This window comes from Kosakonia oryzae (assembly GCF_001658025.2).
Taxonomy (GTDB): Bacteria; Pseudomonadota; Gammaproteobacteria; order Enterobacterales; family Enterobacteriaceae; genus Kosakonia; species Kosakonia oryzae.
The window spans coordinates 2182144-2208011 of the sequence record NZ_CP014007.2 but is presented as its reverse complement, the minus strand read 5'-3'; the positions used below and the strand labels follow the sequence as shown (position 1 = coordinate 2208011).

Annotated in this window: 23 protein-coding genes and 2 pseudogenes; 9 read left to right on the top strand and 16 right to left on the bottom strand. The window is 53.9% G+C overall.

All coding sequences use genetic code 11. The features are described 5' to 3' along the window. Positions 1-36 precede the first annotated feature (36 nt). From AWR26_RS10595 to AWR26_RS10580, 4 genes are all read right to left on the bottom strand, one after another. Positions 37-3093 carry an efflux RND transporter permease subunit gene (locus AWR26_RS10595; RefSeq protein WP_064565673.1) on the bottom strand — a complete coding sequence of 1019 codons (3057 nt, stop codon included), beginning with the start codon at positions 3091-3093 and terminating at the stop codon, positions 37-39. Beyond that, a complete protein-coding gene (locus tag AWR26_RS10590; RefSeq protein WP_064565671.1) occupies positions 3090-4244 on the bottom strand; it encodes an efflux RND transporter periplasmic adaptor subunit in 1155 nt (384 codons plus the stop codon). The genes AWR26_RS10595 and AWR26_RS10590 overlap by 4 nt, the downstream gene beginning before the upstream one ends. A gap of 93 nt (positions 4245-4337) precedes the next feature. Then, entirely contained in the window at positions 4338-5516 is a 1179-nt protein-coding gene (locus AWR26_RS10585) for a sensor histidine kinase (RefSeq protein ID WP_064565669.1), read from the bottom strand. Continuing rightward, positions 5513-6208 carry a response regulator gene (locus tag AWR26_RS10580; protein WP_064565667.1) on the bottom strand — a complete coding sequence of 232 codons (696 nt, stop codon included), beginning with the start codon at positions 6206-6208 and terminating at the stop codon, positions 5513-5515. Before AWR26_RS10580 ends, AWR26_RS10585 begins: the two co-directional genes overlap by 4 nt. A 127-nt stretch (positions 6209-6335) precedes the next feature. Between AWR26_RS10580 and AWR26_RS10575 the strand changes: the two genes are divergently transcribed. Beyond that, on the top strand, positions 6336-7124 hold the full coding sequence (locus AWR26_RS10575) for a MipA/OmpV family protein (RefSeq protein WP_064568993.1): 789 nt from the start codon (positions 6336-6338) through the stop codon (positions 7122-7124). A 105-nt stretch (positions 7125-7229) separates the two neighbouring features. Here AWR26_RS10575 and AWR26_RS10570 read toward each other — a convergent pair whose 3' ends face one another. Then, positions 7230-7760: a lipocalin family protein gene (locus tag AWR26_RS10570; RefSeq protein WP_064565665.1), complete on the bottom strand. Its 531-nt coding sequence runs from the start codon at positions 7758-7760 to the stop codon at positions 7230-7232. Positions 7761-7966: 206 nt separating this feature from the next. On the opposite strand from AWR26_RS10570, the pseudogene AWR26_RS10565 reads away from it, so the two are divergent. Continuing rightward, positions 7967-8056, top strand: a pseudogene (locus AWR26_RS10565) (nuclear transport factor 2 family protein); the annotation flags it as partial. 89 nt (positions 8057-8145) lie between these two features. On the opposite strand, the pseudogene AWR26_RS10560 reads toward AWR26_RS10565, so the two are convergent. Next, positions 8146-8842: pseudogene (locus tag AWR26_RS10560) on the bottom strand (transposase); the annotation flags it as partial. A 294-nt stretch (positions 8843-9136) separates the two neighbouring features. Between AWR26_RS10560 and AWR26_RS10555 the strand changes: the two are divergent. Together AWR26_RS10555 and AWR26_RS10550 are read left to right on the top strand one after the other, a co-directional pair. Further along, complete coding sequence (locus tag AWR26_RS10555; protein WP_407658794.1) at positions 9137-10033, top strand: acyltransferase family protein; 897 nt, start codon at positions 9137-9139, stop codon at positions 10031-10033. Between the two features lie 158 nt (positions 10034-10191). Then, positions 10192-10878, top strand: a complete 687-nt coding sequence (locus AWR26_RS10550) for a tyrosine-type recombinase/integrase (protein WP_244256243.1) — start codon at positions 10192-10194, stop codon at positions 10876-10878. 336 nt (positions 10879-11214) lie between these two features. Here the strand turns inward: AWR26_RS10550 and AWR26_RS10545 are convergent, their stop codons facing one another. From AWR26_RS10545 to yobA, 3 genes are read right to left on the bottom strand one after another with little or no spacing between them, the layout of a single operon-like run. Next, entirely contained in the window at positions 11215-11553 is a 339-nt protein-coding gene (locus AWR26_RS10545) for a YebY family protein (protein WP_064565660.1), read from the bottom strand. Between the two features lie 18 nt (positions 11554-11571). After that, a complete protein-coding gene (gene copD, locus AWR26_RS10540) occupies positions 11572-12441 on the bottom strand; it encodes a copper homeostasis membrane protein CopD (RefSeq protein ID WP_064565658.1) in 870 nt (289 codons plus the stop codon). A 3-nt stretch (positions 12442-12444) separates the two neighbouring features. Next, on the bottom strand, positions 12445-12819 hold the full coding sequence (gene yobA / locus AWR26_RS10535; protein ID WP_064565656.1) for a CopC domain-containing protein YobA: 375 nt from the start codon (positions 12817-12819) through the stop codon (positions 12445-12447). A gap of 137 nt (positions 12820-12956) precedes the next feature. Here yobA and AWR26_RS10530 point away from each other — a divergent pair, with 137 nt between their 5' ends. Then, positions 12957-13187 (top strand): DNA polymerase III subunit theta, encoded by a 231-nt coding sequence (locus AWR26_RS10530; RefSeq protein ID WP_043953224.1) that lies wholly within the window; start codon positions 12957-12959, stop codon positions 13185-13187. 11 nt (positions 13188-13198) lie between these two features. Continuing rightward, a complete protein-coding gene (exoX, locus tag AWR26_RS10525; protein ID WP_064565654.1) occupies positions 13199-13861 on the top strand; it encodes an exodeoxyribonuclease X in 663 nt (220 codons plus the stop codon). Here the strand turns inward: exoX and ptrB are convergent. From ptrB to AWR26_RS10505, 4 genes are all read right to left on the bottom strand, one after another. Continuing rightward, the gene (ptrB, locus tag AWR26_RS10520; RefSeq protein WP_064565652.1) at positions 13858-15918 is read right to left on the bottom strand and encodes an oligopeptidase B; all 2061 of its coding nucleotides are present in this window, start codon (positions 15916-15918) and stop codon (positions 13858-13860) included. The two genes, exoX and ptrB, sit on opposite strands and share 4 nt — an antisense overlap. Before the next feature lie 83 nt (positions 15919-16001). After that, positions 16002-16658 (bottom strand): tellurite resistance TerB family protein, encoded by a 657-nt coding sequence (locus tag AWR26_RS10515; protein WP_175518628.1) that lies wholly within the window; start codon positions 16656-16658, stop codon positions 16002-16004. A 90-nt stretch (positions 16659-16748) separates the two neighbouring features. Beyond that, entirely contained in the window at positions 16749-17099 is a 351-nt protein-coding gene (gene yebF, locus AWR26_RS10510; protein WP_064565648.1) for a protein YebF, read from the bottom strand. A 63-nt stretch (positions 17100-17162) separates the two neighbouring features. Beyond that, positions 17163-17501, bottom strand: coding sequence for a YebG family protein (locus tag AWR26_RS10505; protein WP_064565646.1), 339 nt, complete (start codon positions 17499-17501; stop codon positions 17163-17165). Positions 17502-17633: 132 nt separating this feature from the next. Here AWR26_RS10505 and purT point away from each other — a divergent pair, with 132 nt between their 5' ends. Then, the gene (purT, locus tag AWR26_RS10500; protein ID WP_064565644.1) at positions 17634-18812 is read left to right on the top strand and encodes a formate-dependent phosphoribosylglycinamide formyltransferase; all 1179 of its coding nucleotides are present in this window, start codon (positions 17634-17636) and stop codon (positions 18810-18812) included. Positions 18813-18883: 71 nt separating this feature from the next. Here the strand turns inward: purT and kdgA are convergent, their stop codons facing one another. The 3 genes from kdgA to zwf all read right to left on the bottom strand — a co-directional run bounded on the left by kdgA (position 18884) and on the right by zwf (position 23083). Beyond that, positions 18884-19525, bottom strand: coding sequence for a bifunctional 4-hydroxy-2-oxoglutarate aldolase/2-dehydro-3-deoxy-phosphogluconate aldolase (gene kdgA, locus AWR26_RS10495; protein ID WP_064565642.1), 642 nt, complete (start codon positions 19523-19525; stop codon positions 18884-18886). 37 nt (positions 19526-19562) lie between these two features. Next, complete coding sequence (edd, locus tag AWR26_RS10490; RefSeq protein ID WP_064565640.1) at positions 19563-21374, bottom strand: phosphogluconate dehydratase; 1812 nt, start codon at positions 21372-21374, stop codon at positions 19563-19565. A 233-nt stretch (positions 21375-21607) separates the two neighbouring features. Continuing rightward, on the bottom strand, positions 21608-23083 hold the full coding sequence (gene zwf, locus AWR26_RS10485; protein WP_007371594.1) for a glucose-6-phosphate dehydrogenase: 1476 nt from the start codon (positions 23081-23083) through the stop codon (positions 21608-21610). Positions 23084-23425: 342 nt separating this feature from the next. Here zwf and AWR26_RS10480 point away from each other — a divergent pair, with 342 nt between their 5' ends. Continuing rightward, the gene (locus tag AWR26_RS10480; RefSeq protein WP_007371592.1) at positions 23426-24295 is read left to right on the top strand and encodes a MurR/RpiR family transcriptional regulator; all 870 of its coding nucleotides are present in this window, start codon (positions 23426-23428) and stop codon (positions 24293-24295) included. A gap of 126 nt (positions 24296-24421) precedes the next feature. Next, a complete protein-coding gene (gene pyk / locus AWR26_RS10475; RefSeq protein ID WP_007371591.1) occupies positions 24422-25864 on the top strand; it encodes a pyruvate kinase in 1443 nt (480 codons plus the stop codon). Positions 25865-25868 lie beyond the last annotated feature (4 nt).

Sequence of the window (25868 nt, the reverse complement as noted above, 5' to 3'; positions counted from 1 at the left end):
ACTGTCGGCCAGATTCCCCCTGATAGCCTGAATAGACTAATGGCCCGCGGTTTTATGCCAACCCAACAGCAGGCTGAAGGCAGCGGGTAACACGGTCAGCGTGACCAGCGTGGCCACAATCAGCCCGCCGATAATCGCGTAGGCCATCGGCCCCCAGAAAACCTGATGCGAGATAGGGATCATTCCGAGGATCGCCGCACAAGCGGTCAACATAATGGGCCGCGCCCGGTGCTCCGTCGCCGCCACAATGGCTTCGTTTGCGGCCATTCCCTGCGCCAGATTGCTGTCCACTTCGCTGATTAAAATCACCGCGTTGCGGATAATCATCCCCGCCAGCGCAATCACCCCCAGCAATGCTACAAAGCCCATCGGCGTTCCCGTCGGCAGCATCGCCAGGACAATCCCCGGCAGACCAAACGGAGCCATCAGCAGCGCAAGCAGCATGCGGGAAAAACGCTGCAACTGAAGCATTAACAACGTCAGCATGACAATGAGCGTCACCGGTAGCACAGCGTACACCGAGCGGTTCCCTTTATCGGATTCAGCCGCTGTCCCGCCTTCTTCGATTCGGTATCCGGCAGGCAATTGTGCGCGCAGTTTATCCACTGTCGGGCGCAGGCCAGCCGACACGCTTTCAGCGCGCACGCCGGGCGCCAGATCGGTCTGAACAGTGATAAAGGGCAAACGCTGGCGACGCCAGATAACCGGATCGTCCACGCCCCAGGCCAGCGTCGCGACTTCGCTCAGCGGAATTTTTGTGCCCTTTGCTGTTGGTAACATCAACGTCGACAGCGTGCCAAAATCCAGCCGTTCACGATCGTTGCCGCGTAACACCACCCCGACCAGTCGATCGTTATCCCGCACCGTGGTCACCGTGCTGCCGGACCAGACGGTATTCAGCATTTGCGCGATGCTTTCTGATGAAACCCCTGCCGCCCGCGCTGCCGTCTGGTTGACCTGAAGCGTAATCGTCCTTTCCGGCTCGCCAGCGGTCAGGTTCACTTCGCGCGTCAGTGATGACGTGCCTATTTCTGCCGCCAGGCGATGCGCAAGCCGTTGCACCTGCGCATAATCCGGCCCGCTCACCCGGTATTTCACCGGCCAGCCAACGGGCGGCCCTAACTCCAGCGGCGAAACACGGGTTGTCAGATCGGCGAACTGGCTGGCCAGCAGCGTCGTCAGTTTCTGGCGCAAGCGATCCCTCGCCGCCAGATTTTTCGCCACCACCACCAGCTGCGCGGTGTTTTCATTATCCAGCAACACATCCATTGGCAGATAAAAACGCACCGCGCCGGATCCGACATACGTGGTGTAGTGATCGATATCCGTATTCCCCTTGAGCGCCTTCTCCAGGCGTTCCGCCTGCCGCTCCATTTCAGGCTGAGAGGCATTCGCCGGCAGAGACAGGCTGACCAGTAACTCCGGGCGATCCGAGGCCGGGAAAAACTCTCCCTGCATCCAGCGTGTACCGATCGCCGCCAGCGCCAGTGCGGCAACGGCGATCACCAGCGTCGATAAACGGTGGCGCAGCACGCATGCCAGCAAAGCCCGATATGCACGCGCCAGCCGTCCTGCGCCGCGTTCGCGCCCGTTGATGTGGGCTGGCAGCAACCATGCGCCTGTCAGCGGAGAGAAGAGTATGGCGACCACCCACGAGCTGAGTAAGGCAATCAACACCACCGCAAACAGCGAGAAGCAGTATTCTCCGGCGCTGCTGGCAGCAAAGCCAACGGGGATGAAACCGGCGATCATCACCAGTGTTCCGGTGAGCATAGGAAACGCCGTGGTTTTGAATGCATAAGTGGCGGCGTTTTTACGCGACTCGCCGGCTTCCAGCCGGGCAACCATGGTTTCGACGGTGATCATCGCGTCATCCACCAGCAGCCCCAGTGCAATGATCAGCGCGCCCAGAGAAATGCGCTGCAATCCGATTCCGGCCAGCATCATCCCGGCAAAGGTCATCGCCAGTACCAGCGGTATCGCGGCGGCAACCACCAGCCCCGCACGCATGCCCAGCGAAACAAAAGAGACGGCAAGCACAATCAGCACGGCTTCAACCAGCACCCGGACAAAGCCACTGACCGCGTCGCTCACCACCGCCGACTGGTCTGCCACCTTCACCATCTCAATGCCGTGGGGCAACTGGGCCGCAACTTCAGCCATTCTTGCGTTCAATGCCTGGCCGAAACGCAGCATATTGCCGGTGGCGGCCATCGAAATGGCCAACCCAATCGCAGGCTGGCCGTTGACGCGAAACACCGGCGCGGGTGGTTCGGCAATCTGGCGGCTCACGGTGGCAATATCGGTCAGCGGAATATAACGGTCGTTAATGTGCAGGGTGATCGCCCGCAGGCTCTCCTCGCTGGTCAGCGCGCCGCTGACGCGCAGCGCGACATTATCTTTGCCGGTACGAAGTGTTCCGGCCGGTTCGACGGCATTTTGCGCGGCCAGCGCATCGCTCACCTGCTGGATATCCAGCCCCATCCCTGCCAGTTGCCGGGGCGAAAAGGCAATCACTATCTGTTCCTGCTGTTCACCCAGCAGGGTCATTTTGCCCATGTCCGGAAGCGACGTCAGGCCGCGGCGGATCGCCTCCACGCGATCGCGCAGTTCACGCGCGCTATAGCCCTCCGCCGTGAAGCCATAAATTGTGCCAAAGGTGTCATCAAACTCATCATTCACCGCCGGGCCTTGCGCGCCCTGGGGTAGCGAAGGGGCAATATCCTGCATCTTTTTGCGAATCTGATACCAGATGTCCGGCACCTGCCGCGGCGGCGTATCGTCGCGCAGATTGACATAGATAACGGTACTGCCGGCCCGGGTTTCGCTTTCGAGATAATCCAGCCACGGGATTTCCTGGAGTTTCTTCTCCAGCACATCGGTAACAAGCCGCGTGGTATCCGCAACCGTGGCGCCAGGCCACTGGGCAGAAACCACCGCCGTTTTGATGGTGAAGGCCGGATCTTCATTACGCGGCAGATTTTCGTAACACAGCACGCCGGTCGCGATAATAAGCAGCATAAAAAAGCTTATCAGTTGCTGGTGTGCCAGCGCCCAGGCAGAAAGATTAAAGCGTGATTCAACAGGTTTCATGGCTGCGGCTCCCCGGCAATTACCGGTTCACCGGCGCGTAATTTGCTGACGCCTGCGGTGATGACTTTGTCGCCGACGCCCACGCCTGAAGCAATCACCGCGGATGTGGCAGAGTAACCGGCAAGCGTGACCGCGCGTAATTGCGCCTGTCCGTGCCCGTCGATAATAAACACCGCCGGTTGATCGCCAAGGCGGCTGAGTGCTGACGCCGGTACGGTATAGCCGCCTGGCATCGCTGACGGTATCTCAATGGTCGCGCTGGCTCCCAGCGCCATCGCCGCTGGCGGCGTCTCTAAAGTCACCCGGACCTGCCAGGTGCGCGTTTGCGGATCGGCCTGCGGGCTAATATCGCGCAATTTTCCGCTGGCGCGGATAGCCGGGTTTGCCAGCAAAGCCACCGGAAACCGCAGTGCGTTTGACGATGATGCAGGCAAAAGTTGTGGATCGGCGATATCAAAAACCACATCGCGCGCCTCGCTGGTCGCCAGCGTGAAAATCGTCTGCCCTGCGCTGACCACCTGCCCTGCCGAGGCGCTGACGCGAGTGATGATCCCATCGGCAGGCGCTGTCAGTTGGGTCCAGGCCAGATTCTCCTGCGCAGTGTGCAACGCGGCGATACTACTTTTCAGGCGGGATGCTGCCTCCTGCCAGTCGGCACGAGCGCTATCAAGCTGAGTGCGGGCAATGGCCCCGGAAGGCATGAGCGCCTGCATCCGGCTCAGGTTAAGTGCCGCAACGCGTTCAGCGGCGCGGGCGCTTTCCACATCGGCAGTGGCGCTGGTCAGTTGGTTTTTCCCGGTCTCACTCTCCATTGCGGCGAGCACCTGCCCGGCATGCACCCGTTCGCCAATATCGACCAGGCGGCTGACCATTCGTCCGTCAAGGCGAAAAGCCAGCGCCGTCTCATCATGGGCGCGGATCTCCCCGGTGCGCACCGTCAGCGGATGCGCGGAGGTCGCCACGATAATCTGATAACGAACGGGCCTTGGTGGCGCGGGTTTTTCTGTCTGTTTCTCTCCGCATCCCGTCAACAACGTCAGTACCGCCGCGAGAAGCAGCAGCGGAAGCAGAGAAAGGAGGGAAATCGTGCGTGCAACACTAAAAAGATGATGCAGGCTCTGACGCAGATAATCGCTAAATTGTTCTGACATAACGCCACTCCGAATCGGTAATGGCGTTATTGAATCCGGCTTGCGTCGAGATTCGTTCCAGTTTTCGTCAAGAATCCATCAAGAGCGTATGAATTACTCCGTCGCGTCTGTGGGAAGCGAGATGCTGACTTTCAGGCCGCCTTTTTCCGGCAACGACGCGCTGATGCTGCCGCCATGCGCGTGACAGATGGCGCGAGCAATGGAAAGCCCAAGGCCGCTGCCGCCAGAATGTCGCGCCCGCGATGTTTCTGCGCGGGTGAAGCGCTCAAACATAAGCGGCAGAAAATCCGCCGTCACGCCCGGCCCGTCATCCGCAAAATCAATCCGGTAGAGGTTATGCTGCTGCTGAAGAACGATGGATAAATGGCCGTCCCGCCGACCATAGCGCAGCGCATTTTCCATCAGGACGGTAAAAACCTGCCCCAGACGGAACGCGTCGCCGATGAACATCGAAGGCGTACTTGCAGTAACGGTAATCGTCAGACCGGCGCTATCCGCCAGCGGTTTCAGCCATGCCGCGCGCTCATTTAACAGTTCCGCCAGAGACACCGGCTGGAGCGTAAGCGTCAGTTGCCCGGCATCAGCCAGTGATAACAGGTGGAGTTCATCCGTCAGTCGGCTGAGATACTGCAACTGCTTCATCACCATTCCCAATTGCGCTTCGCTGGGTTCAAACACCCCATCCAACATACCCTGCAAACGACCAATGGCGGCCGTTAGCGGCGAGCGCAGTTCATGTGCCATTGCCACATGCGAAGCCCGAAGCTCGCGATCATATCTCGCCAGTTGGCGCGTCATGCTGTTGAAGTCGCTGGCGAATCGCACCATTTCCTCAGGCGCTTCTTTTACCAGCTCCGCCTGGCTGCCAAACTGACCGAGCGTAACTTCGTCGGCCGCATCCCGCAGACGGCTGAATTGCAGCGCCAGCGGCCGCGCATAGCGAAGCCCCATAATGACAATAAAGGGGATCATCACCAGCACCAGCACGGCAACCATTATCCAGTCCGCAGAAGCAATTGAGGGCGTGGAATAGCTCAGCCCCCACCATGTATCAACAATATCGTGGAAGCGCGACGGATTGAGTTGCGGGTTCTCTTTCAGGGCAAGAAACTCGTCGCGCACCGGAGCAGGCATATGGTGCAGCACCCAGAAATTCTGTACGGCGTAACGCAACCACATACATAACGCGATGATAATGACAGAGCCGATCGCCAGCGCGAGGATACGCCCGCAAATCCAGCGCCAGAGCGACTGATGCACCGATTTTTTCATGGCTGCCTGAACCTGTAGCCGACCCCGCGCACATTGGCTAAAACGCCCGTTACGCCCGCATTTTCAAGTTTTTTGCGTAAATTATAAACGTGGGTATCGACGACCCTTTCCAGCGCCTCGCTTTCCGGCAGACACTGCTCAAGCAGGAACTGGCGTGAAAAAGGTCGCGTCGGATGGCGCAGCAAAGTGGTTAAAATCGAAAACTCGGCTGGCGTCAGTTCGAGAAAACGCTCGCTGTTATCCGGCTGGATGACCGCCGCCGTAATGGCGGTGGTGTTCACTTCCAGATGATGCCAGCGCAGGATCTCTTCACGCGTTTCTGTGCGGCTAGCGCGCCGTAGCACCGCCTGAACGCGCGCTACCACTTCGCCGGGATGGTAGGGTTTTACGACATAATCATCCGCACCGTAACGCAATGCTCCGATACGATCGGGAGCGTCTCCCATCGCCGTCACCATTATCACCGGCACATCGCTTTTACGGCGCAGGGCCGCCAGCACTTCGGTACCATTCATCCCCGGCAACATCACATCCAGCAGGATAAGATCGGGTTTCCAGCGTTGCGCCAGCTCAAGCCCGCTCAGGCCATCGACGGTCAACGCTACATCATAATTTTCGCGACGCAGGTAGGCTTCCAGCACATTTGCCGCATCGACATCGTCTTCAATCACGAGAATTTTCCGGGACAGCATTTGCTCACCTTGACCGTTTCTTAACACTTTCCTGACCGTTTATTGATATGAGCCGGATACATTCCGCACTCAGAAGAGGGTAAAACCCTGCCGAAACAGCACGTTCCCCAATAAGCGAGATGTGATGATGATATCGATAAAAACCGCCTTGTACAGGAGCAGCCCATTACTGGCCGCCTTCGTATTCTCAGCCCATGCTGATGACGATACTGCCGCGCAAAATGCGTTCACCCTGGGCATCGGAGGGCAATATGCCCCTCGCTACAGTGGCTCAGACAAACAACGCCTGCAAATGGTTCCTGTGATACAGGCACGCTGGAATGCGCTCTTTTTTGATTCGCAAAAAGGGCTGGGTTACGACTTACAGGCCGATAACGGACTCTATTTCGAACATACGCTCGGTTATGGGTTGGGACGCGCCGATAGCAACTCCGGCTGGCGCGATGGCGCAAACAATTTAAAAGGGATGGGTAACATTGATGCCACCCTCAATACGGCAATGGCTGTCGGCTGGAGCATTACCCCGTGGCTTAACATCGAAGGCAAAGCCACCCTTCCCCTGACCGACGGCCAGGGCGTGCAATATCAGACATCGCTGGCGTTAATCCCGCTGCAAACCGCCAGCGATACGTTGGCTTTTCAGTCTGCCGCGCTGTTTGGCGATAGCCGTTACATGAACACCTTTTATGGCGTTAACAGAGCGCAAAGCTTGCGTAGCGGATACGCTCGCTATGCGGCAGCGTCGGGTTTCTATGGGGTGAATAGCGACCTGACGTGGAATCATCAATTTGATGAACACTGGGGAGCAATGATCAGTGTCGGTTATAGCTGGTTAAGCGACCATGCCGCTGACAGCCCGCTGGTGCAGCGCCGTAATGAAGGGAGCGGCGTGTTGGCCATTCTTTATACCTTCTAGAGGGTTTAGAAAGGCAAACCTGCCACTTTGCTCTGATGCCGCAATCATTATGGACATAAGCCGCTCTCCGGCTTTTCTGCAACCTGCGGAGAGCGTGTTCCCGCACTAGTCGCTTTGCGCAACCCAATGGAGTTTATTGACCTGGAAACCCAGGCGCTGCGCAACCGCGAGATAATTTTGCTTCACTGCATCCGGAATGGTCGGCGTGCGTGAGAGGATCCACAGGTAATCGCGATTTGGCCCACTCACCAACGCGTAGTGATAGTCGTCATCGAGAGCAATAACGTTATAGCCGCCATAGAACGGGCCGAAGAACGAGACCTTCAGTGCGGCGGTCGTCGGCGAGCCGGTAAACAGCGCTTTACCTTCGCTTTCACGCCATTTTTGCTTTTGCGGATCGTAACCCCGGTTCAGCACGCTGATTGCGCCGTCGCGGCGCTGGCCATAAGTCGCGGTGACCTGCTCCAGGCCGCGCTCAAAGCGGTTTTCCAGCCGTGCGATTTCGTACCATTTGCCAAGATATCGGCTGGCATCAAAGCCGGATACGGGCTGTACGCCTTTCGGCGGAGTGGGCGACTTGCAAGCCACCAGCGTCAGCGCAATCGCTACGCCAGTCAAAACGGGCCAGAATTTCATGTGCGCTCCTTTTCTCTGCAGCATCAAGTGTGCGTGGATACTGGGCTTCTGTTGCGTCTGTTTTATCTCTTCTCGCTAATAAATCGCTTAAGAAAATATCCATAACCAATTGAAATAAAATAGTAATCAAAATAATTTTTGTCAAAATTTGGACAAGATTTAGCGATTGTGCAGATTTTAACTCTACCCCGAGATGGACAACTGGGGATAACTACGATGCGGGGGAAATGATTTATGAACATCTCCCTTTACCGGGCTGCGCGATTCGCCGCGTGAAAAGGAGCCTGCGCGTATGACGACACTTCTTATTACGAGCACCAGCTCCGGAATCGGTGCCCGACTGGCAGCGCGGCATCACTTCCCCCCGAACCGAACATCACGGTACTCGATTAAAATCATCAACGACATTGAACGTACGAAAACGGCGACCGCAAATCAGAGAGTCGTGCATGAGATCAACTAATCAGCTCTGGTTTAACGCTTCCGGCGTAACCAACGGTGCCGGATTACGCACAGGCAGACGTTGCTTACCTTTGCGGCGAAAGTTCAGCCTCCGCAGGCTGTAAATCCGGTGGATCCTTTTATGATTCCACGGGTATCCCTGCCGCCGCAGAATCTGAAATAACTTTGGGAAACCATATCGTGGATACCTTTCGGCGGCGGCCTGTAACGCGGAAATAACGGGTTCATCACGCGTGGTATCCGGGCGGTAATGGTAAACCGTTCTGCTCAGATTCAGACTCCGGCAGGCCTGACGAATACTGAGTCCGGATGTCGTTATCAGATGAGCTACCAGCTCACGCTTAAGGGCTGGTTTTAAAGCTTTTTTCGATAACATCTTTCAGTGCCCGGTTCTCAAGACTGAGATCGGCAAACATCTGTTTGAGACGGCGGTTCTCATCTTCAAGATCCTTTATCTTTTTAATATCAGAAGATTCCATGCAGCCATATCGGGATTTCCAGTTGTAGTAAGTCGCCTCAGAAATACCGGCCTCCCGGCAGACATCCTTAACAGTTCGTCCTGCTTCGACTGATTTAATCACGGCGATGATCTGGTGCTCAGTAAAACGGGCTTTACGCATGGCGATCTCCTTCGTTGGCAGATTGAGTATGCCGGAAGATCTCGAAATGTGGATGGCACGATTATGCGGGAGACTTACATGATGATTGTTGATAAAACGATATGCGATCCTATTGTCATCACCGTTGCCTTTTAATGTTTTCTCGCGGTATCAGTATGTTATAGACAAATACTCACTACGTGTTTTCATTCTTACGTAGTATACTGTAACGCTTAACTACTCTTACCTTACCAATGACATCATGAAAACAAGACATATTGACTACATCGATACTGCTAAAGGGATTGGGATTTTATCCGTACTAATTGGACACATATTCCCGAGGCAAAATGTCGATTTCATATACCTATTTCATATGCCGCTGTTTTTTTCATAAGTGGGTATTTATTATCTCCACAACCAACAACTAACTTCATAACAAAAAAAACCAAAGGATTAATTATCCCATATATTTATTTTGCTTTGATTATTATCACCTTAAATACTGTTATATCAGCAATCCTTGGAAGTCTTACTATTGTCGATGTGGCAAAATCACTTATAAAATCAGTCTATGGCGGGGCTTTATTGAAGGGTGATTTAGGTGCATATTGGTTTATCACAGTTCTATTCATTTCTATTATCATCTTGAACTGGATGTTAAACAATTTAAATACAAGAAAAATTTCACTTATCACAATTGCCATGTATTCAGCATCCTTTATTAATCAACACTACATAGCAAGCATCGTTTTTCCTTTAGGGGTGAACATTTGCCTACAGGCAATCCCGTTAATGTATATTGGTTATTTATCCAGAAATAATCAAAAGTTCTTTAAAATTTTATCTGCCGCTGGCATGGCATTTTTGTTAATGTATGTATTGTTGCAGCCAGAATCAATGCGGGTTGATTTCAAAGCTTCTCAGTATGGGATTCCAGTAATTAATACTTTGCTTTCGATAACATGGATATACATTACTTTCCTGCTAAGTAATGCACTGAAAGAAATAGACATATTGAAGTTTATAGGCTCAGCATCTCTAACAATTATGTTTACTCATCAGTGGATACACTTTCATTTGATAGCGTTAGGCATTGAAAATCTTTACGCCATACTTATCATAACATTATTATTATCAATAGCATGTCATTTATTATTTAAAAAATGGGAGTTAAGCTCCTCACTCCTGCTGGGCAAGAGCAGCAGGTAATATTTTCACTTCTATTTATAACTACCAGTCATGATTCATAAAAACCGCTCATGACTAGTAGTTATGTTTAACTTATTGTGCTTATGGGGATTCAGGAAGAATATGACTCCCATCCCCATCCTTGATGTAAGAACGAAGCTCTTTACGATATTCAGTCCATGCCGCAAGCTCAACTTTTACTGAATCCTCAGTGGTCCCTGCATAATCATCATCAGCAATCTGTTCATTCAGTTGGGCTATATGAATCGTTGCTCGATCGTACTCTGATTGCGCGGCCGCAAGATTTTCAGCCGCTATCTCTTCTGGTGTTTTCTCTGTTTACGGTGATTCGTCAGGCGGCATTATCTCATTCAGAGTGGGCGGCAAATGCATGTGATCTTGCCCTTGTCACTGGTCAGCGCCGGGAGGATGTTTCTCTGTTCAGGTTTAGTGATATCAGAGATGGCAGGCTCTTTGTGACGCAGGGAAAAACGGGTCACAAGCTGGCAATCTCCCTCAATTTGAGACTGGACGCCGCAGGCCTGTTTTTGCAGGATGTGATTGAGCGTTGCAGGGTGAATAACCCATCTAATTTTATGCTCTACTCATCGATAAGGCGAGGTGGCAGGAAGCCGGGGCCATTATTCCCTGACGGGCTAACTCAGGCATTTTCCGATCTTCGTGATTCCTCCGGCTTAAGGTTCGGGCCAAACCCTCCTTCTTTTCATGAGATAAGAAGTCTGGCTGGGAGGCTTTATGAAGTGGAGTATGGGGAGGAATTTGCTCAACGTTTGCCTGGTCATAAAAACAGCGCAATGACGAAAAAATACCTGGACGCGCGCAGTGCAGAGTATGTTATGGTTTGAGCCGGATATAGGGTTTTCGGAGTTATTTCTGGAAATTTCGGGAAGAGATATAAAAAATCTTTATATTCCATATAGATAAAAAAAGACCGAATACGATTCCTGTATTCGGTCCAGGGAAATGGCTCTTGGGAGAGAGCCGTGCGCTAAAAGTTGGCATTAATGCAGGCTAAGTCGCCTGGCACTTTAAGAATAGATGACGGCGTCAGCTTTTCCAGTCCGCGACAAAAGTGGAAAGAAAAATTCGCTAACCGTCACGCTAAAAAATGCAAAAACCGCAAGACTTGCTCAAACAGGCTTGCGGTTTTTTATTGAATATCAGGCAGTTAATATAGCCAGTTAACAAAGTTTCTCTGCCCGGGCGATAAACGGTTCAAGGCTCATCTTTTCACCGGGTTTTGCGGGATCATTAACCTGAATAATACCGATCGGCTGCCCACTGGCTTTACCGCTGGCGACCTGCTTTTCCGCCACATCGTTCAGCGGGTATTGCACCAGCGTGCTGGGATTGATGGCATAAAGCGCATGTCCGGGACGGCAGGTCAGCATGATCTCTTCGCGATCAAATGCCCATTTGTCTTTGCCCATTTCAAAGCGGCTGACGGTGATCACCTGCGGTGCAGCAAGCGCCACACCTGAACATGTCAGCATTAACAGCCCTAATAAGTTCTTTTTCATTCTTTCCGCCAGGTTCAGTCAAAAAGGTTCCCATGTCGCAAAAAGGCTCACTGCGGCAAGCACAAGCGCGCCCAACCCCAGTTCGGCCCAGGTCAGGGCGATAAATCGCTGCCGCGCAGCATCATGATGCCGATTCAGACGCGGCACCAGAACATACCGATTCACAAGGGCAATTACCACCATCAGCGCCACAAGCGCACATTTCAGTAATAGCATCCGCCCCCAGTCATTTTGCCAGGGGCGCGCTACGCCTTCGATCAAAAGTGTATTAACTACACCGGTTGCCAGCACGCCCGCGACCGCAAAATGGCCATAGTGGGAAAAACGCAGCATGGCCGAGATGGCCGCCGGGCGTGACTGCCCGTGGGCCAGGCGCATGCAAAACAGTACCGGCAGCAATCCGCCGATCCACATCGCCGCACAAAGCAGATGCAGCGCATGATTGCCACGCTGAAGAACGCCCATCGCCCCTTCACGCATTGCAGCGTGCCCCACTCCCGCTGCCAGCAGAAACTGGATCGCCAGCAGCACGAATATACGCCGCTGCTGTTGAGGCTGCAGGAACAGGCTTATCAGCGTCAGGAGGGCAAAAATGATTTGCCACGCCCAGATCGTGCCAAAGCCGGTCGCCGCAACCGCCAGCCAGGTCGAGGGTTGCCAGACATCTCCCCAGCCCTCCCCCATTAATCCGCCCTGGAAAGCGAACATCAGGATCGCGCTAAGAGCGCTCAGCCATAAACATCCACGCTGAAGGGGAAGAAAGCGGCGGGTAATCAGATGCTCCAGGCTGCGCGGAGCCAGCCACGCACTGAACAGTGCGCAGCCAAACGAGAGCATCAGGGCGGCGAAATGCACAAATCGCAACCCAACAAAAGCGATCTCCAACATTGGTTACTTCACAGAAAAGTGATACTGCCCGCTGGTTTTGTGCCCATCGACGGAAACCACGTGCCAGTTAACGGTATAATTGCCCGGCGTCAACGGTTGCTCCAGCGGAACGATCATTTGCGTTTTGTCATTCTCATTGCGCTTTACTGCGTCGGTTCTGATAATTTGTTGCTGCGCACCGGTTACCGAGATGCCGCTGAATTTCGGTTCAATACCTTCCGAGAAATTCAGTGTTAGCGCCTGTGGCGCAGCGGTTACCGCCGCATCGGCGGCTGGGTATTGCCCCTTGAGATGCGCATGTGCCAGCACTGCAGGTGCCGTAAAAAGGCTGGCGATGAGCACCGCTGTTCGCCAGTGTGCGTAAGCAGAGATGGACATAGAGTTCATTCCTTTTTGTTATACATTTAGGGAAAAGAATAACCCTGTACAATATTCGCGTCGAGTATCATTGTCGGTGCACTTGTCTTTCTGCGACAGGCTTAGTAACTTTTGCCGCGTGAACCCAGGAGAAAATCATGATTACCAATCTTGCGCAGCTTGAACAGGAAGAGATGGACAAGGTCAATGTCGATCTTGCTGCCGCGGGCGTTGCCTTTAAAGAACGCTACAACATGCCGGTGATTGCGGAAGCCGTGGAGCGTGAACAGCCGGAGCACCTGCGTAACTGGTTTCGCGAGCGTTTAATCGCTCATCGTCTGGCTTCCGTTTCGCTTTCGCGCCTGCCTTATGAGCCTAAAGCTAAATAACGGAGCAGGTTATGTTACGTGTTATCGATACCGAAACCTGCGACCTGCAAGGCGGGGTTGTGGAAATTGCCTCCGTTGACGTGGTTGACGGAAAGATAGTCAATCCGATGAGCCATCTGGTCCGGCCCGATCGCCCTATCAGTCCGCAGGCGATGGCCATCCATCACATAACAGAAGCGATGGTGGCCAATCAGCCGTGGATTGAAGAGATTGTGCCGCATTACTATGGCAGCAACTGGTACGTGGCGCATAACGCCAGTTTTGACCGCCGCGTGCTGCCAGAAATGCCGGGCGAATGGATTTGCACCATGAAGCTGGCGCGCCGTCTCTGGCCGGGAATTAAATACAGCAACATGGCGCTATATAAATCCCGCAAACTGAGCGTACAGACGCCGCCGGGGCTGCATCATCACCGCGCGTTATACGACTGCTATATCACCGCCGCGTTACTGATAGATATTATGCAGGTTTCCGGCTGGACGCCGGATCAGATGGCGACCGTGACCGGCCGCCCGGCGCTGGTAACTACTTTCACCTTCGGTAAATACCGCGGCAAAACGGTGTCTGAGATTGCCGACCGCGATCCGGGCTACCTGCGCTGGCTGTTCAATAACCTGGAGCGTATGAGCCCGGAACTGCGACTGACGTTAAAGCACTATCTCGGCGACGATTAATGTACCCCGTGTCCGGGTAAAGTGCCCTGCGTCAGGGCAATCAGGAAAGCGTACTCCAGCGCCACACCTTCATAGGATTTAAAACGCCCGGATTTCCCTCCGTGCCCGGAATCCATATCGGTACAAAGCAGCAGCAGATTATTGTCCGTTTTGTACTCGCGCAGTTTTGCTACCCACTTCGCCGGTTCCCAGTACTGTACCTGCGAATCGTGCAGCCCGGTCGTTACCAGCATGTGCGGGTAATCGTGGGCTCCGACGTTATCATAAGGGCTGTATCCCTTGATGTAGTGATAGTAGGTTTCATCCTGCGGATTCCCCCACTCTTCAAACTCACCGGTGGTCAGCGGAATAGATTCATCCAGCATGGTGGTCACGACATCAACAAAGGGCACCTGGGCAATCACGCCATGAAATAGCGAGGGACGCTGATTGATGACTGCGCCTATCAGCATACCACCAGCGCTTCCCCCCATGCCGTAGCAGAAGAGCGGCGAACCATATCCCTGCGCCAGTAGCGAATCGGTGACATCGATAAAATCATTGAAGGTATTTTTCTTGTTGAGGAATTTTCCCTCTTCATACCACGATTGCCCCAGCTCACCGCCGCCGCGTACGTGGGCAATGGCAAACACAAAACCCCGATCAAGCAGGCTCAAACGGCTACTGCTAAAGTCTGCATCCATACTGGCGCCGTAGGATCCATACCCGTAGACCAGCAGCGGATTTTCACCTTTGCGGAATAAGGTGTGGTTGTAAACCAGCGAGACCGGTACTTCTACGCCATCTCTGGCGTGGATCCACAGGTGTTCACTGCGATAGTGGCTGGCATCGAAACCCGCGACCTCAACTTGCTTCAGCACGCGCCGCTCGCCGGTATCCATATCCAGTTCAAAAAGTGTGTCCGGCGTGGTCATCGACGAGTAGCCGTAGCGTAAACGCGAGGTTTCCGGTTCCGGATTATACGCCAGCCAGGTGACATAGGCCGGATCGTCAAACGCAATGCCCACCACTTCCCGCGTCTTACGGTTGATCTGCCGCAGGCTGGTTAAACCGCGCTGCCGCTCCTCAACCACCAGCCAGTCGCTGAAAAGCGTAAACCCTTCCAGCATGACCTGTTCGCGCGCCGGGATCAGCACTTCCCAGCGCCTTTCATCGCGCACTTTGGTACGATACAGGCCAAAGTTTTTGCCTTCGCGGTTAGAACGCAGGTAGAAAGTGTGCTGGAAATGGTCGAGGCTGTACTCATGCTCTTTGCGTCTTGGCAAAAAACAGAGCGGCTGCGCATCGGGTAGCTCTGCGTCGAGAAGCAGCACTTCGCTGGTGGTAGCGCTGGAAAGGTGGATTGTAATGTAGTGCTGCGAGGTCGTTTTGCCTAAACCGACATAGAAGGTCTCATCCTGCTCTTCGTACACCAGCTCATCCTGCTGCGCTGATTCTCCGACAGTGTGGCGCCACACCTGATACGGCAACAGCGTGGTTGCATGCTTGCGCACATAGTAGAGCGTTTCGGAGTCATTAACCCAGACAAAATCCGGTGAAACGTTATCCAGCACTTCCGGGTACCAGTTGCCGGTTTCAAGGTTACGAAAACGCAAACCATACTGGCGGCGCGATAAAAAGTCTTCGGCTATCGCCATAATGGCGTTGTCTGGCGAGACTTCCAGGCCGCCGAGCGTATAGAATTCGCTGTGTGATGCGCGCTGGTTGGCATCCAGCAGCACCGTCCACTCATCCCACTCTGCGCTCAGCACCGACTGACGCTGGTAGATTGCATATTCATTACCCGGTTCGTAAATGTGCCGATAGCGATAACCATTTCTGACATAGGGCGCGGAAACCTCACGTTGCGGTATGCGTGAGATGATCTCCTGCAGCACGTCATCCTGTAGCGCCTGCTGCGACGCCATCATTTTGCGGCCGTAGTCATTTTCCTGACGCAGATAGTCAAGCACCTCTGGCTGCGAGCGGGTATCGTCCCGCAGCCAGTAATAGTTATCAACGCGCGTATCGCCATGCGTGGTGATAGCGTGTGGGATCTGTTTTGCTTTCGGCGACATAGTATTGTTCTTTTTTGTTTAACACACTTATAAGGTTGGCAAAACCCGCGCGTGATGCAAGCGAAACCACACTGTAATCAGAATCAAGCGGTAAGTTTTTGCTGCTTTATATCCGCTTCTATCTCCTCACGAACGGCCTGCGGGATCTGTAACGCATCTCCCAATGCATTCAGATAGCTGCGTTCCATAAAGTGATCGATATCGATAACGGCACAGCTGAGATACCAGAGTTCCAGCGCCTCTTCTTCATTCTGTACACCCTGCGCCAGACGCGCGGGATCCAGCGGTTGTTCGATTGCCTGCGCAACCAACCGCCGCCCCTGTTCTTCCACCCCGGCTTCACGAAGCTGCTGCTCGATAGCGGCTCGTTCTTTGTCGTCGATATGACCATCGCTCTTCGCGGCAAAAACCAGAGCCAGGATCAGGCGCTCCGTGCGCACATCCAGCGGAGATTGCTGCTGCCCGTACTGTGGCTCTCCCTGATGCGCGTTGCGGATACGGTCTTTGTATTTATTCCACAGCACCGTACCGGCGACCGCGCCGCCGCCAACCAACAGTGCGCTGGTACCGTATTTAGCAAGCAATTTGCGTGAGGATTTACTGGCAACGAGCAGCCCGGCAAGGCCACCTAATGCGCCCGGCGCCAGCAGGTTATGTAACCCCTGACCGCCCGAAGTTGAGGGATCCGTATTATCTTTCGAACCCAGCAACGACTGTATTTGATTCAACCAGCTCATAATGCCCTCGCTTATCTATGTGTGGTTGCCCAGAGTATGCGAGGGGGATGTCAGGAAGTGTCTATAGCGGCAAAAGATGAGAAAAGTATCGCGTTACGGTTGCGGCTGGTACTCTGCCGCGCCCGCTTTGCAATCAACGGCCACACGGTAGTGAATATCCATATTTTTACCGCGAACCGTGAGCGGTACTGTCCATTTATCACCCTTACCAACGATCTCTTTCGGATTCACCCAGGCGACCGGATCGGCCTGCCCCAGTTTTTTCTGATCGTCTGCCCAGCGCACAATGCGATTTTGCAGATAGTCACGCTTAACGCTGGCCGCGATCCCATCGGCATCAAGACCTTCACAAGAAGGAAACTTTACCGCTTTATCCGTTGCAGCGTGCGCCATGGTACTGCCTGCCAGCAAAAGCAGACCTGTAAAAACTCCTGCTATTTTCATGCTTATCTCCAGGTACTTACTTGTCCAGTCAAAAGCATGGTACAAATTGCTGGCAGTGCAAGATCAGGCCACTTTCGCACGCTTCTGCGCGCTTTTAATATCCACTGCGTCTGTCGGTTCAGCATCAGCAGAAGCAGACGCTGCGGCAGGCTCTTCCGCTTCAGCACCTGGCAATTTGCCGGATTTCAGAATACCGCTCAGCGCGTCTTTCTGTTCAGCAAGCCACAGCGCCATTTGATCGCGCATCTCATCTTCCAGCGCTACCGGGCCGGTACCTAACCAGTCGCCCAGCACTTCCGCCAGATCGAGCATTTTATCGTAAGCATCAGCTTCCTTTTTGCTGGCAAAAGACATTTTTTCCTCACCTTCACGAATGACTACGTATTTAACTTCTACCGCCATGATGCAGCCTCATTCAACTGTGTATTTATACAGTATATTAGCGCGATGAAAAAAGCATCGCAAGGGATAAAAGACAGACGCAAACGTTTTCGTTTATACTGCGCCCAGTTTTTTCCCCAACGGTAAGATGCTATGACTCTTTTAGGTACTGCGCTGCGCCCGGCAGCAACTCGCGTGATGTTACTCGGCTCTGGCGAACTGGGTAAGGAAGTGGCCATTGAATGTCAACGACTGGGCATTGAAGTTATCGCGGTAGATCGCTATGCCGATGCGCCAGCAATGCATGTGGCGCACCGTTCGCATGTGATCAATATGCTTGATGGTGAGGCGCTAAAGGCGCTGGTCGCACAAGAAAAACCGCATTTTATCGTGCCAGAAATCGAAGCGATCGCCACCGATACACTGCTGGAACTGGAAGCGCAGGGCCAGCATGTGGTGCCCTGCGCCCGTGCCACAAAATTGACCATGAACCGTGAAGGCATTCGTCGCCTGGCGGCGGAAGAGTTGCAGTTACCAACATCCAGCTACCGCTTTGCCGACAGTGAAGCGGCTTTTCGCGATGCCGTCGCCGAAATAGGTTTGCCCTGTATCGTAAAACCGGTGATGAGCTCCTCCGGTAAAGGTCAGAGCTTTATTAAAAGCGCAGAGCAACTGACAAAAGCCTGGGAATACGCCCAACAGGGTGGCCGTGCGGGTGCCGGACGGGTGATTGTCGAAGGCGTGGTTAACTTTGATTTTGAAATCACGCTTCTGACCATCAGCGCCGTTGATGGCGTCCATTTTTGCGCACCGGTCGGCCACCGCCAGGAAGACGGTGATTATCGCGAATCCTGGCAGCCTCAGCAGATGTCGCCGCTGGCGCTGGAACGCGCGCAGGCAATTGCCAGCAAAGTCGTGCTGGCGCTGGGCGGCTATGGGCTGTTCGGCGTTGAGCTGTTCGTTTGCGGCGATGAAGTGATCTTCAGCGAGGTTTCTCCTCGCCCGCATGATACCGGGATGGTGACGCTGATTTCCCAGGATCTCTCGGAGTTCGCACTGCATGTCCGTGCTTTCCTCGGTTTACCGATTGGCGACATTCGCCAGTACGGCCCGGCAGCTTCGGCCGTGATCCTGCCGCGTCTGCGCAGCCAGAATGTGACCTTCGATAACGTGCAAAATGCGCTCGCCGCCGGTGTACAACTGCGTCTTTTTGGTAAACCTGAAATCGACGGTTCGCGCCGCATGGGCGTAGCGCTGGCCGTGGCTGAAAGTGTCGAAAAGGCCGTAGAGCGCGCGGTTGCCGCCGCGGCCGCAGTTCAGGTTAAGGGCTAAAAAAAAGCCCGGGGGCGCTCATCGCCTACCGGGCTTTTCTGCACAAGGCGGGTAAACACCCGCCCGCGAGATTACTGTTTCGCGCCTTCAACCGCTTCACGCGCCAGTTTGGTGATGCGATCGTAATCACCCGCTTCCAGCGCATCGGCCGGAACCAGCCAGGAACCGCCGATGCACAGCACGCTTTTCAGCGCCAGGTAATCACGGTAGTTAGCCGGGGAGATCCCGCCAGTCGGGCAGAAACGGACCTGAGAGAACGGACCTGCAATCGCCTGCAACGCTTTAGTACCGCCATTTGCTTCCGCCGGGAAGAATTTGAACTCTTTCAGACCGTAGTCCATGCCCAGCATCAACTCAGAAACGGTGCTGATGCCCGGGATCAGCGGGATAGTACCTTCGGTTGCGGCTTTCAGCAGCGGCTCGGTCAGGCCCGGGCTGATAGCGAACTGCGCGCCAGCAGCGGTCACTTCCGCCAGCTGCTGCGGGTTCAGTACCGTACCGGCACCGATAATTGCGTCGGGCACTTCTTTTGCGATAGCGCGGATAGCATCCATCGCACAAGCGGTACGCAGGGTGACTTCCAGTACGCGAACACCGCCAGCAACCAGCGCTTTTGCCATCGGCACAGCGTGTTCCAGTTTGTTCACTACAATCACCGGCACTACCGGACCTGTTTTCAGAATTGCTTCTGCACTCGTTTTCCAGTTTTTCATCAGAGTTTTTCTCTCGCCAGAACTAAATCTTATCGTCTTAAAAAGTGATACAGGTTGCGCCCTGCTCCGCACCTGAGAGTTTCTCCCGCAGCGCGCCGAACAATTCGCGGCCTGTGCCCACGCGCATCGCGCTCAGGTCAGGAATATGCGGCTGACGTGCGGCAAGTTCTTCGTCATCAACCAACAGCGTTAACTCGCCTGTCTGCCCGTTAACCCGGATAATATCGCCATCACGTACTTTCGCCAGCAATCCGCCATCGTATGCTTCTGGTGTAACGTGGATCGCCGACGGCACTTTACCTGATGCGCCTGACAGCCGTCCATCGGTAACCAGTGCAATTTTGAAACGGCGGTCCAATAATACACCAAGTGGCGGCATGAGTTTATGTAATTCTGGCATGCCGTTCGCTTTTGGCCCTTGATGACGGACAACCACCACGCAATCACGGTCCAGCAGGCCTGCTTCGAAGGCCGGTAAGACATCATGCTGGCTTTCAAAAATTACCGCTGGCGCTTCAATAACCTGATTTTCAACCGGTACTGCTGAGGTTTTCATCACCGCGCGCCCCAGGTTGCCGCTCAGCACTTTGGTGCCGCCATGTTTTGAGAACGGCTGTTCGATGGTCGCAATGACGTCAGCATCCAGCGATGCAGCCGCGCCATCACGCCAGTCCAGCTCGCCATTATTGAGCCACGGCTCCTGGGTGTAGCGCGTCAGGCCAAAGCCCGCCACGGTGTGAACATCTTCATGCAACAGACCGCCTTTCAGCAGTTCACGCATCAGCACCGGCACACCGCCAGCCGCCTGGAAGTGGTTAATATCTGCCGGGCCATTCGGGTAGAGACGCGCCAGCAGCGGAACCACATCAGAAAGATCGGAGAAATCATCCCAGTTGATAATGATCCCTGCTGCGCGCGCCATCGCCACCAGATGCATGGTGTGGTTGGTGGAGCCACCCGTCGCCAGCAGTGAAACGATACCGTTCACCACGACTTTTTCATCAATCATTTTACCGAGCGGCATCCACTCGTTGCCATTGCCGGTCAGACGGGTCACCTGACGGGCTGCCGCTTCAGTCAGTACACGGCGCAGAGGCGCATCCGGATGGACAAACGATGAGCCAGGCAGTTGCATGCCCATAAACTCAATCACCATCTGGTTAGTGTTAGCCGTGCCGTAAAACGTACAAGTCCCTGGTGCATGATATGACGCGGCTTCTGATTCGAGCAGCGCCATACGATCGACTTTACCTTCCGCATAAAGCTGGCGAATGCGTACTTTCTCTTTATTTGCCAGACCGCTCGCCATCGGGCCAGACGGAATAAACACCGCCGGTAAATGACCAAATGACAGCGCTGCCATGGCCAGCCCCGGGACAATTTTGTCGCACACACCGAGGTACAGCGCGCCGTCAAACATATTGTGAGAAAGCCCTACCGCTGCCGACATGGCAATCACTTCGCGGCTCAGCAGGGAAAGTTCCATGCCGTCCTGCCCCTGGGTTACGCCGTCGCACATTGCCGGAACGCCGCCCGCTACCTGACCCACCGCGTTCACTGAATGCAACGCTTTACGGATAATCTCCGGATAGACTTCGTAAGGCTGATGAGCGGAAAGCATGTCGTTGTAGGAAGTGATAATGGCAATATTGTTGCGCAACATGCTTTTGAGGGAGGCTTTGTCGTCAGGCTGGCAAGCTGCAAATCCATGTGCCAGGTTACCGCAGGCCAGTGTGGAACGGCGCACGGTGTTCGTTTTCGCCTGTTCAATGCGGGCAAGGTAGGCTGAGCGGGTTTCGCGCGAACGCTCAATAATGCGATTTGTTACGCGTAACATTGTTGAGTTCATAAAGGCTCCTGAAATTTATCTGTCCGGGGAACCGCGTCAACAATGCCATAAGCCTTCGTTATCAGACTGTAAACACCAAAACGCCGCGCCCCTGAGGCAAAATCGCTTCAGCCAGTGTAATAAAAAAAGCCCCGCTGGTGAATCCAGTCGGGGCCTGAAAGGTGAAAAATTATTCTGATATCTGTGTTAGATCATGTTACCGGTAAAATGAAATGCTTTTTGCCGCAATAACATCACTCAAACTCGTTCCATGAACGGCCGTCGCGGGTAATCATCGCCACCGATGCAACCGGTCCCCAGGTACCCGCCTGATACGGTTTCGGCGCATCGTTGTCCGCGGCCCACGCTTCGGTGATGGAATCGACCCATTTCCAGGCTTCTTCCACTTCGTCACGACGCACGAACAGAGCCTGAATACCACGCATGGTTTCCAGCAGAAGGCGCTCGTAAGCATCAGCAAGATGCGTTTGATTAAAGGTTTCGGAGTAGCTCAGATCGAGTTTGGTAATTTGCAGGTTGTGTTTATGATCCAGGCCTGGAACCTTATTAAGCACCTGAATATCCACACCTTCATCCGGCTGCAGGCGAATGGTCAGTTTGTTCTGCGGCAGATCCTGCCAGGACTCTTTGAACAGGTTCAGCTCAGGCGTTTTAAAGTAGACCACAACTTCTGAACATTTGGTCGGCAGACGTTTACCGGTGCGCAAATAGAACGGCACGCCGGCCCAGCGCCAGTTATCGATATCAACACGGATAGCGACGAACGTTTCGGTATTGCTGGATTTATTCGCTCCCTCTTCTTCCAGGTAACCCGGCACTTTTTTGCCTTGCGCAAACCCGGCGGTGTACTGACCACGTACGGTTTTTTCGCGCACGTTGGTGCGATCGATGCGGCGCAACGATTTCAGCACTTTCACTTTTTCATCACGAATACTGTCCGCGGTCAGATCGGACGGCGGCGACATGGCAATCATGCAGAGGATCTGCAACAGGTGGTTCTGGATCATGTCGCGCATCTGCCCGGCCTGGTCAAAATAGCCCCAGCGCCCTTCGATACCGACCTCTTCCGCCACGGTGATTTCCACGTGATCGATGGTACGGTTATCCCAGTTGTTAACAAACAGGGAGTTGGCAAAACGCAGCGCCAGCAGGTTAAGTACCGTCTCTTTACCCAGATAATGGTCGATGCGGTATACCTGGCACTCTTCGAAAAATTCGCCCACCTGGTCGTTAATTTCCCGCGATGTCGCAAGCGATGTTCCCAGCGGCTTTTCCATCACGACACGCGCCGGTTTCGCGTTCAGTTTTGCTTCACCCAGCCCCTTACAGATGGCGCCAAAGGTGCTCGGCGGCATGGCAAAGTAGTTGATGGTCGTGCGATTTTTCTGGTCAAGCATCGCGCCGAGACGTTTGAATGCGGAGGTTTCGTTAACATCCAGATTGCAAAAATCCAGACGACCACTCAGCTTATCCCACAGACTTTCGTCGATTTTTTCCTTCATGAAGGTTTCAAGCGCTTCACGAACAACCTTGGTATAGGCTTCCTTATCCCACTCGGCACGGCCGACCCCCAGGATACGTGTATCCGGATGGATCTGCCCCGCTTTTTCCAGTTGGTACAGTGAAGGCAGCAATTTCCGGCGTGCGAGGTCACCTTTCGCGCCGAAAATGACCAGGTCACACGCCTGGGCTGTTTGTACTACCGCCATGTCAATCTCCTCAGTTGGCTGTCCTGGAGCGTTAGCCAGGCCTTAGTTGTAATTTTATTACAGTACACTGTACTGCGTTTACGTAATTCCCGAAACTGTTACGCATTGTCAGGACGTGCGTTATTTTGTTGTGACAAAAAATCTGTTTTTTTGCCCTGAAAAAGCCGGATATTTGCCCTGGAAACAGACGATAAAATCTGACTCTGATCATGTAATGAAAAAAAACAACATCATTTCTCATCACTACTTACACTTCTGCTTCCCGCGGGGGTAATATCTGTTTAAAACGCATCACGATTCCATCTATCAGTGTAATCGTTTCACCATGAGCGCTTTATCACCATGAATATGCTGGAAAAAATCCAGTCACGGCTGGAACACCTTAGCAAATCCGAACGGAAGGTCGCGGAAGTCATCCTCGCCGCTCCGGACCAGGCCATCCACTCCAGCATCGCTGCGCTGGCACAGGAAGCAGATGTCAGTGAACCGACGGTAAACCGTTTTTGCCGCAGCCTTGATACTCGCGGTTTCCCGGACTTTAAGTTACATCTGGCACAAAGTCTCGCCAACGGCACGCCCTATGTTAATCGAAATGTTGACGAAGATGACAGCGTAGAAGCCTATACCGGAAAAATCTTTGAGTCGGCAATGGCCAGCCTCGATCACGTCCGGCAATCGCTGGATATGGCCGCTGTCAATCGCGCCGTCGATCTGTTGACCCAGGCGAAAAAAATCTCGTTTTTCGGTCTCGGCTCGTCTGCCGCCGTTGCGCACGACGCCATGAACAAATTTTTCCGCTTCAACGTACCGGTGATTTACTCTGACGACATCGTGCTGCAACGCATGAGTTGTATGAATTGTAGCGACGATGACGTGGTTGTGCTGATTTCCCATACCGGAAGAACAAAAAACCTTGTTGAGCTTGCGCAACTGGCGCGTGAAAACGACGCCATGGTCATTGCCCTGACTTCAGCAGGGACACCGCTTGCGCGCGAGGCAACGCTTGCTATCACGCTTGATGTCCCGGAAGATACTGACATTTATATGCCCATGGTTTCCCGACTTGCGCAACTGACCGTCATTGACGTGCTGGCCACCGGTTTTACCTTGCGCCGCGGCGCAAAATTCAGGGATAACTTGAAGCGAGTCAAAGAAGCCCTGAAAGAATCGCGCTTTGATAAGGAGTTACTTATCAAAAGTGATAACCACTAATAGTTAATAACAAAGCAGTAACCTCTTACGCTGTTCGGTCAGGCGCATTGCCCTTCACAGCGGGGCGCTAAATGGCCGAATTCATGTTCACGCAACACCAAGTTGTTTCAGTCAACGGAGTATTACATGTCCAGAAGGCTTCGCAGGACCAAAATCGTAACCACTTTAGGCCCGGCCACTGACCGCGATAACAACCTTGAGAAGGTTATCGCTGCTGGCGCTAACGTGGTGCGTATGAACTTCTCACACGGAACACCTGAAGATCATAAATTACGTGCGGATAAGGTACGTGAGATTGCGGCAAAACTGGGACGTCATGTTGCTATCCTTGGCGATTTGCAGGGACCTAAAATTCGCGTGTCTACCTTCAAGGAAGGCAAAGTTTTCCTGAACGTTGGCGATAAATTCCTGCTTGATGCCAACCTGGGTAAAGGCGAAGGCGACAAGGAAAAAGTCGGCATCGACTATAAAGGCCTGCCAGCCGACGTGGTGACGGGCGATATCCTGCTGCTCGACGACGGTCGCGTTCAGTTGAAAGTGCTGGAAGTTCAGGGCATGAAAGTGTTCACCGAAGTGACTGTCGGCGGACCGCTCTCCAATAACAAAGGCATCAACAAACTGGGCGGCGGTCTCTCTGCTGAAGCTCTGACAGAGAAAGACAAAGCGGATATCGTTACCGCGGCGCTGATCGGCGTTGATTACCTGGCAGTCTCTTTCCCGCGCTGCGGCGAAGATCTGAACTACGCCCGCCGCCTGGCGCGCGATGCAGGCTGCGACGCGAAGATTGTAGCGAAAGTCGAACGTGCGGAAGCTGTTTGCGATCAGGACGCGATGGACGATGTGATCCTTGCGTCTGATGTGGTGATGGTTGCCCGTGGCGATCTCGGCGTTGAAATCGGCGATCCGGAACTGGTCGGTATTCAGAAAGCGCTGATCCGCCGTGCCCGTCAACTGAACCGTGCGGTGATCACCGCCACGCAGATGATGGAGTCGATGATCACCAACCCAATGCCAACCCGCGCGGAAGTAATGGATGTCGCTAACGCCGTGCTTGACGGCACCGATGCCGTAATGCTCTCTGCGGAAACCGCCGCCGGTCAGTATCCGTCTGAAACCGTAGCGGCAATGGCGCGCGTTTGTCTGGGTGCGGAAAAGATCCCAAGCATCAACGTTTCTAAACACCGCCTGGATATTCAGTTCGATAACGTAGAAGAAGCGATCGCGATGTCGGCGATGTACGCGGCCAATCACCTGAAAGGTGTAACCGCTATCATCTCCATGACCGAATCCGGCCGTACCGCCCTGATGACTTCACGCATCAGTTCCGGCCTGCCGATTTTCGCCCTCTCCCGCCATGAGCGCACCCTGAACCTGACAGCGCTCTACCGTGGCGTAACGCCGGTCTATTTCGACAGCGTTAACGAAGGCGTTGCCGCCGCTAACGACGCCGTTAACCTGCTGCGTGACAAAGGCTATCTGCTTTCCGGCGATCTGGTGATCGTGACGCAGGGTGACGTGATGAGCACCGTGGGTACCACCAATACCACTCGTATTCTGACCGTCGAATAACCGG